Annotated in this window: 15 protein-coding genes; 3 read left to right on the plus strand and 12 right to left on the minus strand. The window is 67.0% G+C overall.

Features of this window, described 5'->3' with window-relative positions:
- Nucleotides 1-2: 2 nt before the first annotated feature.
- Genes cyoE through BM43_RS21920 form a run of 4 tightly spaced genes read right to left on the minus strand, consistent with a single transcriptional unit; the run spans nt 3 to nt 3488 of the window.
- Nucleotides 3-905: a heme o synthase gene (cyoE, locus tag BM43_RS21905; RefSeq protein ID WP_013699448.1), complete on the minus strand. Its 903-nt coding sequence runs from the start codon at nt 903-905 to the stop codon at nt 3-5.
- Between the two features lie 12 nt (nt 906-917).
- Nucleotides 918-2027, minus strand: coding sequence for a COX15/CtaA family protein (locus BM43_RS21910; RefSeq protein ID WP_036049104.1), 1110 nt, complete (start codon nt 2025-2027; stop codon nt 918-920).
- A 37-nt stretch (nt 2028-2064) separates the two neighbouring features.
- Nucleotides 2065-2724, minus strand: coding sequence for an SCO family protein (locus BM43_RS21915; protein ID WP_045577487.1), 660 nt, complete (start codon nt 2722-2724; stop codon nt 2065-2067).
- A gap of 35 nt (nt 2725-2759) precedes the next feature.
- Entirely contained in the window at nt 2760-3488 is a 729-nt protein-coding gene (locus tag BM43_RS21920) for an SURF1 family protein (RefSeq protein ID WP_036036264.1), read from the minus strand.
- 87 nt (nt 3489-3575) lie between these two features.
- Here BM43_RS21920 and BM43_RS21925 point away from each other — a divergent pair, with 87 nt between their 5' ends.
- On the plus strand, nt 3576-3785 hold the full coding sequence (locus BM43_RS21925; RefSeq protein ID WP_013699452.1) for a twin transmembrane helix small protein: 210 nt from the start codon (nt 3576-3578) through the stop codon (nt 3783-3785).
- A 79-nt stretch (nt 3786-3864) separates the two neighbouring features.
- Here the strand turns inward: BM43_RS21925 and BM43_RS21930 are convergent, their stop codons facing one another.
- The 8 genes from BM43_RS21930 to BM43_RS21965 all read right to left on the minus strand — a co-directional run bounded on the left by BM43_RS21930 (nt 3865) and on the right by BM43_RS21965 (nt 10858).
- The gene (locus BM43_RS21930; protein ID WP_013699453.1) at nt 3865-4725 is read right to left on the minus strand and encodes a cytochrome c oxidase subunit 3; all 861 of its coding nucleotides are present in this window, start codon (nt 4723-4725) and stop codon (nt 3865-3867) included.
- 96 nt (nt 4726-4821) lie between these two features.
- The gene (locus BM43_RS21935) at nt 4822-5010 is read right to left on the minus strand and encodes a DUF2970 domain-containing protein (RefSeq protein ID WP_036049102.1); all 189 of its coding nucleotides are present in this window, start codon (nt 5008-5010) and stop codon (nt 4822-4824) included.
- Between the two features lie 29 nt (nt 5011-5039).
- The gene (locus tag BM43_RS21940) at nt 5040-5624 is read right to left on the minus strand and encodes a cytochrome c oxidase assembly protein (RefSeq protein WP_013699455.1); all 585 of its coding nucleotides are present in this window, start codon (nt 5622-5624) and stop codon (nt 5040-5042) included.
- Nucleotides 5625-5661: 37 nt separating this feature from the next.
- A complete protein-coding gene (locus BM43_RS21945; protein WP_013699456.1) occupies nt 5662-5805 on the minus strand; it encodes a cytochrome oxidase small assembly protein in 144 nt (47 codons plus the stop codon).
- A gap of 69 nt (nt 5806-5874) precedes the next feature.
- Nucleotides 5875-7482 (minus strand): cytochrome c oxidase subunit I, encoded by a 1608-nt coding sequence (gene ctaD / locus BM43_RS21950; protein WP_013699457.1) that lies wholly within the window; start codon nt 7480-7482, stop codon nt 5875-5877.
- 55 nt (nt 7483-7537) lie between these two features.
- Nucleotides 7538-9139 carry a cytochrome c oxidase subunit II gene (gene coxB, locus BM43_RS21955; RefSeq protein WP_036049100.1) on the minus strand — a complete coding sequence of 534 codons (1602 nt, stop codon included), beginning with the start codon at nt 9137-9139 and terminating at the stop codon, nt 7538-7540.
- Between the two features lie 43 nt (nt 9140-9182).
- The gene (locus BM43_RS21960) at nt 9183-9659 is read right to left on the minus strand and encodes a DUF2244 domain-containing protein (RefSeq protein WP_013699459.1); all 477 of its coding nucleotides are present in this window, start codon (nt 9657-9659) and stop codon (nt 9183-9185) included.
- 236 nt (nt 9660-9895) lie between these two features.
- The gene (locus BM43_RS21965) at nt 9896-10858 is read right to left on the minus strand and encodes a methyltransferase domain-containing protein (RefSeq protein ID WP_036036271.1); all 963 of its coding nucleotides are present in this window, start codon (nt 10856-10858) and stop codon (nt 9896-9898) included.
- Nucleotides 10859-10940: 82 nt separating this feature from the next.
- On the opposite strand from BM43_RS21965, the gene BM43_RS21970 reads away from it, so the two are divergent.
- Both BM43_RS21970 and trmL read left to right on the plus strand, forming a co-directional pair.
- On the plus strand, nt 10941-11723 hold the full coding sequence (locus BM43_RS21970) for a ComF family protein (RefSeq protein WP_036049098.1): 783 nt from the start codon (nt 10941-10943) through the stop codon (nt 11721-11723).
- 188 nt (nt 11724-11911) lie between these two features.
- A complete protein-coding gene (trmL, locus tag BM43_RS21975; RefSeq protein ID WP_025097044.1) occupies nt 11912-12382 on the plus strand; it encodes a tRNA (uridine(34)/cytosine(34)/5-carboxymethylaminomethyluridine(34)-2'-O)-methyltransferase TrmL in 471 nt (156 codons plus the stop codon).
- Nucleotides 12383-12401 lie beyond the last annotated feature (19 nt).

Below are 12401 nucleotides of genomic sequence, written 5' to 3' on the forward strand. Positions count from 1 at the left end.
AGTCAGAAGCCGAGCAGCGGACGTGCGTAGTGGTCCACCAGCAGCGCGGCGAACAGCAGCGACAGGTAGACGATCGAGTAGCGGAACGCGCGGCGCGCGAGCGCATCGGAATAGTCGACATAGACCTTCCACGCGTAGGCGAGGAAGATCGCGCCGAGCACCACCGCGCTGGCCAGGTAGACCACCCCGCTCATGCCCGAGATGAAGGGCATCAGCGTCACCGCGAACAGGATCACGGTATAGAGCAGGATGTGCAGGCGCGTGAACTTCGCGCCATGCGTGACGGGCAGCATCGGCAGGCCCGAGTTCTCGTAGTCCTTGACGCGATAGAGCGCGAGCACCCAGAAATGCGGCGGGGTCCAGACGAAGATGATCAGCACCAGGATCCAGGCGTCGCCGGGCACGCTGCCCGTCACCGCCGCCCAGCCGAGCGCCGGCGGCATCGCGCCCGAGGCGCCGCCGATCACGATGTTCTGCGGCGTGGCGGGCTTGAGCAGCAGCGTGTAGATGACCGCGTAACCGACGAAGGTGGCGATCGTCAGCCACATCGTCAGCGCATTGGTGAAGGTGTAGAGCGTCCAGGCGCCCGCGCCGCCCAGCACCGTCGAGAAGGCCAGGATCTGCGGCGTGGTGATCTCGCCGCGCGCCGAGGGGCGCCAGGCGGTCCGGCGCATCTTCGCGTCGATCTTCTGTTCGACTAGGCAGTTGATCGCGAACGCGGCGCCGGCCAGCAGCCAGATGCCGACGGTGCCGCCGATCAGCACGCGCAGCGGCACCATACCCGGCGTGGCGAGGAACATCCCGATGACCGCGCAGAACACCGCGAGCTGGGTGACGCGCGGCTTGGTCAGCGCGAAATACTGCGACAGGCGGCTGCCGGGGGACTGGGAAAGCGTGGATTCCATGTGCGTGGGGCGTCAGGCGGGCGCGATATCGCGTGCGGGGAGCGCGGCGCGGCCGGGACGACTTGAAAGGATTCGAAAGTTTAACATGACCAGCAACAGCAGCAGGATCGCGGCGCCGCCGTTATGCGCCACCGCGACCGGCAGCGGCCACTGCAGGACGATATTGGTCAGGCCGGTGACGAACTGGACCACCACCACCAGCAGCACGCCGTCGGCGGGCCGCCGTAGCGAGGCATAGCGGCGCATGCGCCAGGCGAAGGCCACCAGGTAGGCGATCACCACGAAGGCGAAGGTCCGGTGGGTCCAGTGGATCGCCACCAGCGCGTCCTGGGTGATCACCTCGCCGTCGGCCGACATGCCCAGCGCGCGCCACAGGTGGAAGCCGCGCGCGAAATCCATCGGCGGCACCCATTGGCCGTTGCAGGTCGGGAAATCGGTGCAGGCGAGCACCGCGTAGTTGGTGCTGACCCAGCCGCCCAGCGCGATCTGCACCACCAGCAGCAGCAAGGCGGCCAGCGCGGCGGCGCGATGGCGCCCCGCCTCGGGCTCGTGGGCGGGCAGCGGCGTCATGCGCGCGGCCAGCCAGCCGAGCGCGCCCAGCAGGCTGAGCCCGAGCAGCAGATGAATGGTGACGATCACCGGCTGCAGCTTCATGGTGACGGTCCAGGCGCCGAACGCGCCCTGCACCAGGATCAGCAGCAGCAGGCCGGTGGGCCACCACGGCGACACCGACAGCGGCCGGCGCCGCGCGCGCGCCACCCAGGCGATCAGCACCTGAGCGATGATCAGCACGCCGATCGCCATCGCGAAGTAGCGGTGGATCATCTCGATCCAGGCCTTGCCCATGCTGACCGGGCCCGACGGCATCGCCAGGTGCGCGGCCGAGATCGCCGCGTGCGCGACGAAGGGCGAGGAGGTGCCGTAGCAGCCGGGCCAGTCGGGACAGCCGAGCCCGGAATCGGTCAGGCGCGTGAAGCCGCCGAACATCACGAGGTCGAGCGTGAAGAAGGTCGTCATCCAGACGAGCTTGCGGAACTTGTCGTCGTCGGCCTTCACCCACACGTAGGACAAAGGCAGCAGCGCGATGGTCAGGCCGATCAGGCCCAGTTGCAGTAGGTACATCCCGGAATTCTCGTTGAGCCGCGGCCGCCGACCGGCCTCAGCCGATGCTCGACCACTTGAGCAGCTTCGTCATGTCGTTCTTGATCTTGCTGGGGTCGGGGTCCTTCGGGAAACGCATCATCAGGTTGCCGCTCGGGTCGACCAGATAGATGTGATCCGGTGCCTGCGTGCCCTTGTCGGCCGGCAGCCAGGCCTCGACCGCGGCGGGATCGACGATGAAGCGCCGCGTGTCCGGATAGGCGGCGAGGAGCTTCGCGTCGACGCTGCCGGCATCGCTGCGCAGCCAGACCATGGTGATCCGCTGCCGCTCGCCGCCCTGCGTCGCGCGTACCTGCCGCATGAAGTACAGTTTCCGGGCGCACGCATCATCGCACAAACTGCCGTTTTCCATCACCAGCAGCCAGACCCCGCGCAGCGAGGCGAGCGCCACCTCGCGGCCGCTTTCGTCGGTGCCGGTCAGCGTCGGCGGGATCGGCCTTTGCGGATCGATCAGCGCGCCATAGTTCGTGGAGCCGCCACGGGGCTTGATCACGTAGTAGGTGAAATAGGACGCGATGACCGGCGCCGCGCAGATCAGGAACAGCGCGAGCACCACCCAGCGGCCACGTTGCCAGGAGCCTTTCTGCGACGATGTGCCGCGCCCTGACTGGGCCGGCGCGGGACGGGATGACTGGGTCGACACGGGGTTCCTCTTCATATCAATCATGGCGGAGCGGCCGGCGTTCGCGCACCTCAGGCCGGGCCCGAGGAAGCTTCACGCGACGGTTTCCTGGCCGCGCGGCGTGCCGCGTAAAGCCCGAAACCGGCAGCGGCGGCGGCCATCGCCCACCACTGCACCATGTAGCCGTAGTTGCGGCCGACGTCCTGCGTCGGTTGCGGCCAGTCGCGCACCAGACCGTCGCCGCTGTCGCTGGTCTGCTGGATCACGTAGGGCTGCAGCGGCAGCCCGGTTTCGCGCGCATACGCGGCCACCTCCAGGTTCTGGCGAATCCGCTGATGCGCGGCCGAACCGCCGCTGCCGAGTTCGAAGGCGCGCGAGGCATCGGCGCGCGCAATGCCCTCGATGCTCACCTCGCCGCCCGGCGTCGTGAACGGCGCGATCGCCGTGCGATCCGAACTGTTGCGCGGCAGCCAGCCGCGATTGACCAGCACCGTGCCGCCGTCGGCGAGCCGCATCGGCATCACCACGTAGAAACCGGGCTGGTCGCGATAGGGGCGATTGTCGAGGAACACAGCCTGGTCGGGCAGAAAACGGCCGCTGGCCCGCACGCGACGGAACTCGACCGCCTTCAGGACCACCGGCGCCGAGCCCGCCACGAACGGGGTCGCATGCTCGTAGCGCAGCACGTTCGCCTCCAGCGCCTCCTTCTGATGCGCGCGATCGCGCTGCCAGAAGCCGAGCCGCACGGTCAGCGCGATCACGGCGAGGATCAGCAGCGCGGGCAGCCAGCGCAGCTTCATGTTCGGACTCCGGAACGATCCCGCGCGCGCGAGCGAAGTGAGATAATCCCCGGGTCATCGACGCCACGCCGCTCAACGACCAGTTCCATGCACATCCTCGTTCCCATCGCCTTTGCGCTGATCCTCGCGAGCCTCGCCTCGGCCCTCTATTTCATGATGCACGACCGGGGTCAGACGAAACGGATGGTCTGGTCGCTCGCCACGCGTGTCGGCCTGTCGATCTCCCTGTTCCTGTTCATCCTGTTCGCGAACTGGATGGGCTGGATCCATTCGACCGGCATCCCGCTCGGCCGCTGAGGCGACCTCCCGCGTTCTCCATCCCGCTCCTGCAGCGGGCCGGCATGTTCATGCCGGCCGCGGCCCTGCCCGCCCCCGCTTAGGACAGCCAGTACACCACCACGTAAAGCCCCAGCCACACCACGTCGACGAAGTGCCAGTACCAGGCGGCGCCCTCGAAGGCGAAATGGTGATCGGGCTTGAAGTGCCCGCGCAGCATCCGCACCAGCACCACCGTCAGCATGGTGCCGCCGAGGAACACGTGGAAACCGTGGAAGCCCGTCAGCAGGAAGAAGGTCGAGCCGTAGACGCCCGAGGCCAGCGTCAGGTTCAGCTCGTGATAGGCGTGGAAATACTCGAAGCCCTGCAGGAACAGGAAGGACACACCGAGCACGATGGTGGCCGCCAGCCAGGCGATCGCCTTGCGGCGGTGATCCTCGCGCAGCGCGTGGTGCGAGACCGTCAGCGTCGCGCCCGAGCTCAGCAGCAGCGCGGTGTTGATGGTCGGCACCGGCCACGGGCCCATGGTGCGGAAGTGCCCGGCCAGCGCCGCCGGCCCCTCGTTGGGCCAGACCGCGCTGAAGTCCGGCCAGATCAGCCGGTAGTCGAGGCTGCCGAGCTGGTGCATGGCGATCTCGCGGGCATAGAACAGCGCCCCGAAGAAGGCGCCGAAGAACATCACCTCGGAGAAGATGAACCAGCTCATGCTCCAGCGATACGACTTGTCGACGCGCTGGCCGTACATGCCGCCTTCCGATTCGGAGATCGCGTCGCCGAACCAGTGGTAGAGCACGAACAGCACCCACAGCAGGCCGAGCACCACGGTGATCGGCGCCCAGCCGTGGCCGTTGATCCAGAGCGCCACCGAACCGAGCATGACGAGCAGGCCGAGCGCCGCGCTGATCGGATGCCGTGACGGATGCGGTACGAAGTAGTACGGGATTTCGTTATGACCGCTCATGCTTGATTCTCCATTTCAGTCCTGTTGTTTCCGGAATGCTCCGGACCGCCTCGCGTCCCTGTCTCATGTCCCCACCTCACGCCTGCACCCGCCAAGCTAGTCGACCACCGCATGCACCACCAGCAGCAGCACGCCGATGAACAGCGCCGCCGCGATCAAGGCCGCCAGCAGCACGTGCAGCGGATTGAGCGACTGCGCGTCCGCCTCGAGGTCGCTGCGCTTGCGCACGCCGAAGAACGACCACATCACCGCCTTCAGGGTCTTGCCGATCGAACCTTGCGCCATGACGTCTCCCGCCCTCGTGACCGCGCCGCTCACACGCCCGGCTTGGCCGGCGCGCCCGCCGCCACCGAGGCCGGCGTATTCAGTTCGAAGAACGTGTAGGACAAGGTGATGGTCTTCACGTCCTTCGGCAGCGCCGGGTCGATCACGAACACCACCGGCATCCGTCGCGACTCGTTCGCCTTCAGCGTCTGCTGCGTGAAACAAAAACACTCGATCTTCTTGAAATACTCGGTCGCCTGCCTCGGCGCATAGCTCGGGATCGCCTGCGCCACCACCGGGCGGCCCTGGCCGTTGGTGACGTCGTAGACCACCGTCATCACCTCGCCGGGATGCACGTCGAGGCTGCGCTGCTCGGGCCTGAAGCCGAGCGGGCCGCGCGCATTGGCGTCGAGCTCGACCGAGATGGTGCGGCTCATGTCGACCTGCGTATTGCGCGCCTCGCGCGCGCTGACGTCGCGCTGCACCAGGTTGTTGATGCCGGTGACCTGGCAGATCGCGCGATAGATCGGCACCAGGGCGAAACCGAATCCGAACATCAGGGCCGCCACCACCACGAGCTTGAGCAGCATCGCGCGGTTGAACAGGCTGTCGGCATCGGCAAGCGGTTTCGACATGGTGAGGAATCCTCTCCGTCAGGCGATTACGTCGGCGTCATGAGGTCGAAGCGATCCACTGGTTGACGACGGCGATGGTGAAGAAGGCGGCGACCACGGCCAGCAGGATCAGGCCGAGACGCCGGTTGCCCGCGCGGATCTGCGCGGGGGTGCGTGCTGCCGGGCTACGGTTGCGGTTCATCGGCTCGGGCGCCTCGGGCGCTGGGTTGGGCGCCGCCGCCCGGGCCGGGCGACCAGCGCGTGTGCTGCGTCAGTCGACCGTCGGCGGGTTCTCGAAGGTATGGAACGGCGCCGGGCTCGGGACCGTCCACTCCAGGCCGATCGCGCCGTCCCAGGGCTTGTCGGCCGCCTTCTCGAGTTCGCCGCCGCCGCGATAGGCGGGCAGCGCGACCGCGAACAGGAAGTAGACCTGGGCCAGGCCGAAGCCGAACGCGCCGATCGTGGCGATCTGGTTGAAGTCGGTGAACTGCGCCGGGTAGTCGGCATAACGACGCGGCATGCCGGCCAGGCCGACGAAGTGCATCGGGAAGAAGGTGACGTTGAAGAAGATCATCGACGCCCAGAAGTGGATCTTGCCGCGCATCTCGTTGTACATCCAGCCGGTCCATTTCGGCGACCAGTAGTACCAGCCCGAGAACAGCCCGAACAGCGAGCCCGCCACCAGCACGTAGTGGAAGTGCGCCACCACGAAGTAGGTGCCGTGGTACTGGATGTCGAGCGGCGCCATCGCCAGCATCAGGCCCGTCAGGCCGCCGAACGTGAACACGAACAGGAAGCCGATCGCGAACAGCATCGGGGTCTCGAAGCTCAGCGAGCCGCGCCACATGGTGGCCACCCAGTTGAACACCTTCACGCCGGTCGGCACCGCGATCAGCATGGTGGCGTACATGAAGAACAGCTGCCCGGTGACCGGCATGCCGGTGGCGAACATGTGGTGCGCCCAGACCATGAACGAGAGGATGGCGATCGAGGCGGTGGCGTAGACCATCGAGCTGTAGCCGAACAGCGGCTTGCGCGAGAAGGCCGGGATCACCTGCGAGACGATCCCGAAGGCCGGCAGGATCATGATGTAGACCTCGGGATGCCCGAAGAACCAGAAGATGTGCTGGTACATCACCGGGTCGCCGCCGCCGGCCGCGTTGAAGAACGAGGTGCCGAAGTGGCGATCGAACAGCACCATGGTGATCGCGCCGGCCAGCACCGGCATCACGGCGATCAGCAGGTAGGCCGTGATCAGCCAGGTCCAGGCGAACATCGGCATCTTCATCAGCGTCATGCCGGGCGCGCGCATGTTGAGGATGGTCACCACGATGTTGATGCCGCCCATGATCGACGAGGCGCCCATCAGGTGGACCGCGAAGATCGCGAAGTCCATGCCCGGGCCCATCTGCGTGGACAGCGGCGCGTACAGCGTCCAGCCTGCCGCGGTCGCGCCGCCCGGCGCGAAGAACGAGCCCACCAGCAGCACCGCCGCCACCGGCAGCAGCCAGAAGCTGAAGTTGTTCATGCGCGCGAAGGCCATGTCCGAGGCGCCGATCTGCAGCGGCACCATCCAGTTCGCGAAGCCCACGAAGGCCGGCATGATCGCGCCGAACACCATGATCAGCCCGTGCATGGTGGTGAGCTGGTTGAAGAACTCGGGACGCATGATCTGCAGGCCCGGCTCGAACAGCTCGGCGCGGATGCCGAGCGCCATCACGCCGCCCGATAGGAACATGACGAACGAGAACAGCAGGTACAGCGTGCCAATGTCCTTGTGATTCGTCGCGAACAGCCAGCGTCGCCAGCCATGCGGAAGCTCGTGCGCGTGATCGTCGTGCGCGTGTCCCGCGGTTACGTCGTGTCCAATGCTAGACATGGATGTCTCCTGATCCGTATTCCGATTGACGTCGACCCAGACGACGAACGATCCGTCAGGCAGCCGGCCCGATTTCGACGCGGCGTGCTTCCTTCGCGTCGGCGCCGCCGGTGATCGTCTGCGGCTTCTTCAGCACGATGCGATCCTCGGCCACGCCAGCGGCCTTCAGCGCGTCGCGCACGGCCTGCGCGCGATGCTTGGCGAGTTCGGCATTGGCCGAGGCCGAACCGGTCTTGTCGGTGTAGCCGGACAGCGCGAGCTTGGCGTCCGGATGCGCGCTGGCGTACTGCGCCGCCGCATCGATCGCCGCCTTGGCATCGCCCGGCAGGTCGCTCTTGTTGGTATCGAAGTAGATGGTGGCCGGCAGCGCGGCGGCCTGGGCCCCGGCATCCGAGGCGGCGGCAGCCGGCGCCGATGCCTCGGCGGCCGATGCGCCTGCCGCCGGCGCGGCCGCGGCCTGCGTGCCGCCGCCTTCGGGCATCTTGCCGTTGCGCGCGTCGGTGACCTGCCTGGGTTGCAGCACGTCGCCGGTATGGTTGCCCCAGGAATTGCGTTCGAAGGTGATCACCGAGGCGAGGTCGACGTCGGACAGCGAGGCCCAGCTCGGCATCGCGCCCTTGCCGTGCAGCACGATGCTGACGTGCTCGGCGATCGGGCCGTTGGCGATCTTGCTGCCGTCGAGCGCCGGGAACGCGCCCAGGCCCTTGCCGTTGGGCTGGTGGCAGGCTGCGCAATTGGCCTTGTAGACCTCCTCGCCGTGCGCGATCAGCTCGGCGCTGGTCCAGACCTTGTTCGGATCGAGCACGGTGGCGGCCGCCTTGGCCTTCTCGTCCTTGACCCACTTGTCGTAGTCCTCGGCCGACACCACCTTCACCACCACCGGCATGTAGGCGTGCTCCTTGCCGCACAGCTCGGTGCAGAAGCCGCGATAGGTACCGACCTTCTCGGCCTTGAACCAGGTATCGCGAACGAAGCCCGGGATCGCGTCCTGCTTCACGCCGAAGGCCGGCACGTACCAGGAATGCACCACGTCGTTGGCGGTGGTGATGATGCGAACCTTTTTATCGACCGGTACCACCAGCGGGTTGTCGACTTCCTGCAGGTAGGTGTCGCTGATCGGCTGCTGGCCGTTCACCTCGCTGCGCGGGGTGGTCAGCGTCGAGACGAAGCTGATGCCCTCGCCCGGCCCCTTCACGTAGTCGTAGCCCCATTTCCACTGGTAGCCGGTGACCTTCACGGTCAGGTCGGCATTGGTGGTGTCCTTCATCGCCACCACCGACTTGGTGGCCGGCAGGGCCATCAGCACCACGATCACGAACGGCACGATGGTCCAGATGATCTCGACCGTGGTGCTCTCGTGGAAATTGGCGGCCTTGTGGCCGCGCGACTTGCGGTGGGCGAAAACCGAATAGAACATCACGCCGAACACGCCGACGAAGATCACCGTGCAGAGGATCAGCATCATGGTGTGCAGGTCGTACAGTTCCTGCGCGATCTTCGTGACGGGGGGCTGGAGGTTGATCTCGTTGACGCGGGGGCCGCCTGGGCTGTCGCCGACGGCCAGTGCCGCACCGGACGCGATGAGTCCGCAGACTGCCAGCAAACCAGTGAGGGCGCGCTTGATTGTTTTCATGGCTTCCTTACCCAAAATTGTCATTCCTACCCTCCCCGCCGCCGGCAGCTCGCGGCGGCCGCCTCGATCAGCCGCAACGCATCAACCACAGACGCAACTCGCGAGCGAACTGGGCTCGCCGATGCTGCGCGAGATGCTGCCCGACCACGACGCTCTGCCCGCGCGACACGATCCGCACCGGATCGCGCGGCGTGAGCCCCGCCTCGACCCGCACCCAGCGCGGATTGAACTCGAGGCGCGTCATGCGCTCCGCACTCATCCGCTCGATCAGCAGCCGATGAGGAAACAGCCTGATACGTTCGTAATCGACTGCGTGACGCGCATACATGGCGAATGCAACGCCGACTGCCAGCAGCTCGACGCCGGTGAACGGCAGCACGAGCCAGGCACCGCGCCACGACAGCAGCACGGCGATCGCAAGCGAGAAAGCGGCCAGCGACGCGTAGCACGCGACGAACTGGCGCGGAGACACCGAACAATTACGCTTGATGAGCCAGTCCATCAGAACTGTTTCGGTGTCCGTGAAACCCATCGTTCCATCCATCGCTGCCTCTCGCGATCGGCATCGAAGCTGGCCCGCATCGGCCTCTGCCGCCCTGTATTGTGGGACGCTTGCAGGACGGCAAACTGACGCATTATAGGCGTGAAAAACCGCATCCACAAGCAAGCGCCTATTGCCCGCAAACCCAAGCTGGGCAAGCGTTCCAGCCATTTTATAAGGTTTTTCTGAGTCGTTTTCCAGTGCTAATTTCAAGCATAACGAAACCCCTCTTTACCGCGTCAAGGATTCTTGGGACGACCTCGCCCGATATCCTCGATCCGCACGATGCCATGGCCATCGGCGGTGGTGCGCGGCACGGCCTTCCAGGCGTGCCCGTAGATCACTTCGAACGTCAGCGCGATCGTGCCGTCGTCGCGGCGACGGGCCTCGAGCGCGTCCTTCAGGGCACGCAGCGTGCGCGCCGGCAGCCTCTCGCCGCCTTCGCGCGGGAACGGATAGGCGCCCCAGCGGCGCACGTCGGCCAACAGTGATTCGGGCGACTTGTAGGTGATGGTCAGCACTTCCTGGTCCATCACCGGGATTTCGAAGCCGCTTTCGACCAGCATGTCGCCGAGATCGTGCATGTCCACGAAGTCGATCACATGCGCGCGCGGCGCGCAATCGGTAACAGCCTCGGCTTCGGCATAGGCGGCACGCAATTCGCGCATCGTGTCGGGCCCCAGCGTGCTGAACATCAGCAGCCCGCCCACGCGCAGCACGCGTTGCCATTCGGGAAACACCAGGTCGGGGCGTGCATGCCAGTGCAGCGCGAGATTCGACCAGAGGAAGTCGAAGGCCGCGCCGGCGAACGGCAGGGCCGCGAAATCGGCCTGCGCCAGGCGCGGGCCGCGCTGGCCCAGCGCCTTCGACAGCGTGGCCGGCAGGAAGCGCCGCCAACTGGTGTCGGCCGCCTCTTGCGTGGCGGCGCGCGCGAGCATCGCGGCGGATAGATCGATGCCGTAGACCGGCGCCTCGGGAAAACGCGCGCGCAGCAGCGGGAGATCGTCGCCGATGCCGCAACCGGCATCGAGCACGCCCGAGGGCGCCACCTTGATGTAGTCGAGACGCTCGCCCATGCGCTGCGCGATCTCGCGCGGCAGGAACGACACCGCGTCGAACGCGGCGGCACGGCGGTCGAAGATCCGCCGCAGGTGCCGGGGATCATTGGCCGGACGGCCGGAAGGGGCGGAAACGGAGGACATGTCGGGCAAACTGGCGAAGTGCCCGAAGTATACTCGCTCGCCTCGCGGGCTTCAGCGCGGGCGGCCCTGACGGAGAAGCTCCATGCGGAAGCCTGGAATATTGCCGTGCAGCACGTCGCGCGGCCGTTTCGCGACAATACGCCGGGCCTGCGAACGGCTGCTCGTCGCTGCGTTGCCGAATCTCTGCCTGTTATGCGGCAATTCGTCACGCAACTTGATTTGCGAGGCCTGCGACATCGCATATTGGAACGAATCGCGGCTGCGCTGCCTGCAATGCGCTTTGCCGCTCGCGGCGGATCGCGCCGGCCAGGAAGCCCGCCTCGGCTATCGCTGTGAACGCTGTCGCGCGGCACCGCCGCCGTTCGATGCGACGCTCGCGCTGGGCGACTACCGGCCGCCGCTCGACACGCTGGCGCTGGACCTGAAGTTCGGCGCGCGGCTGGCCGTCGGCAGGCTGTTCGGCGAACGGCTTGCGCGTGCCGCGGCCGACTTGCCGTCCGGCTCGGCCCGCGTGGACCTGGTGCTGCCGGTGCCGCTCGCGCGGCGACGCCTGATCGAGCGCGGCTACAACCAGGCCTGGGCGATCGCGCGGCCGTTCGCGCGCGCCCTCGCGGTGCCGGCAGACGCGCGGCGGCTGGCGCGCAGCGTGGATACCGCGCCGCAGTCGCGGCTCGACCTGGCCGCGCGGCGCGCCAACGTCGAGCACGCCTTCGCCCTGAGCGGCGAAGTGCGCGGGCTGCACCTGGGGCTGGTCGACGACGTGATGACCTCGGGCGCCACGCTCGCCGCGCTGGCCGCCTTGCTCAAACAGGCCGGCGCGCGACGCGTGACGAATTTCGTCGCGCTGCGCACGCCGCGCGATTAGGCTGGACGGCAAGCGATCTGCGCGAGATCGTTGCCGGCGTATCGGCTTCGCCAAAGCGTGCATCGAGGTGACGATACGGTGACGCGTCGCCGCCGCGTCATGCAGGGACGATGTATGGAGTGCCGTCGAGACACCGCCGGCACGACTGCATGCAGTCGAGGAAACATTTCAAGCAACTGGAAACGCATATGTTCAACGTCGTACTCGTCGAACCCGAAATCCCGCCGAACACCGGCAACGTGATCCGTCTGTGCGCCAATACCGGCGCGCGGCTGCACCTGATCGAGCCGCTCGGCTTCCCGCTCGACGACGCGAAGCTGCGCCGCGCCGGGCTCGACTATCACGAATACGCGCAGATGCAGGTGCATCGCGACTGGGATGCCTTCCTCGCCCAGGAGCAGCCGGACACTGCACGCCTGTTCGCCTTCACCACGCGCGGCTCGGGGCGCTTCCACGATCACGCCTTCACGCCCGGCGACTGGTTCGTGTTCGGCGCCGAGACGCGCGGCCTGAGCGAGTCCATGCTGGAGCGCTTTCCGAACGAGCAGCGCGTGCGGCTGCCGATGCGGCCCGGCAATCGCAGCCTCAACCTGTCGAATACGGTGGCGGTGGTGGTGTTCGAGGCCTGGCGCCAGGCCGGCTTCGAGGGCGGCGCATGATGCGCTGCCGCATCGATGG

It is taken from the genome of Burkholderia gladioli (genome assembly GCF_000959725.1).
Taxonomy (GTDB): Bacteria; Pseudomonadota; Gammaproteobacteria; order Burkholderiales; family Burkholderiaceae; genus Burkholderia; species Burkholderia gladioli.

Excerpts from the sequence above, each read along its gene's own strand:
- BM43_RS21960 (WP_013699459.1), bottom strand. The coding sequence starts at position 9,659 with ATGGATGGAACGATGGGTTTCACGGACACCGAAACAGTTCTGATGGAC.
- ctaD (WP_013699457.1), bottom strand. The coding sequence starts at position 7,482 with ATGTCTAGCATTGGACACGACGTAACCGCGGGACACGCGCACGACGAT.
- BM43_RS21915 (WP_045577487.1), bottom strand. The coding sequence starts at position 2,724 with ATGAAGAGGAACCCCGTGTCGACCCAGTCATCCCGTCCCGCGCCGGCC.
- trmL (WP_025097044.1), top strand. The coding sequence starts at position 11,912 with ATGTTCAACGTCGTACTCGTCGAACCCGAAATCCCGCCGAACACCGGC.
- coxB (WP_036049100.1), bottom strand. The coding sequence starts at position 9,139 with ATGACAATTTTGGGTAAGGAAGCCATGAAAACAATCAAGCGCGCCCTC.
- BM43_RS21910 (WP_036049104.1), bottom strand. The coding sequence starts at position 2,027 with ATGTACCTACTGCAACTGGGCCTGATCGGCCTGACCATCGCGCTGCTG.
- BM43_RS21930 (WP_013699453.1), bottom strand. The coding sequence starts at position 4,725 with ATGAGCGGTCATAACGAAATCCCGTACTACTTCGTACCGCATCCGTCA.
- BM43_RS21935 (WP_036049102.1), bottom strand. The coding sequence starts at position 5,010 with ATGGCGCAAGGTTCGATCGGCAAGACCCTGAAGGCGGTGATGTGGTCG.
- BM43_RS21925 (WP_013699452.1), top strand. The coding sequence starts at position 3,576 with ATGCACATCCTCGTTCCCATCGCCTTTGCGCTGATCCTCGCGAGCCTC.
- cyoE (WP_013699448.1), bottom strand. The coding sequence starts at position 905 with ATGGAATCCACGCTTTCCCAGTCCCCCGGCAGCCGCCTGTCGCAGTAT.
- BM43_RS21945 (WP_013699456.1), bottom strand. The coding sequence starts at position 5,805 with ATGAACCGCAACCGTAGCCCGGCAGCACGCACCCCCGCGCAGATCCGC.
- BM43_RS21965 (WP_036036271.1), bottom strand. The coding sequence starts at position 10,858 with ATGTCCTCCGTTTCCGCCCCTTCCGGCCGTCCGGCCAATGATCCCCGG.
- BM43_RS21920 (WP_036036264.1), bottom strand. The coding sequence starts at position 3,488 with ATGAAGCTGCGCTGGCTGCCCGCGCTGCTGATCCTCGCCGTGATCGCG.
- BM43_RS21940 (WP_013699455.1), bottom strand. The coding sequence starts at position 5,624 with ATGTCGAAACCGCTTGCCGATGCCGACAGCCTGTTCAACCGCGCGATG.
- BM43_RS21970 (WP_036049098.1), top strand. The coding sequence starts at position 10,941 with ATGCGGAAGCCTGGAATATTGCCGTGCAGCACGTCGCGCGGCCGTTTC.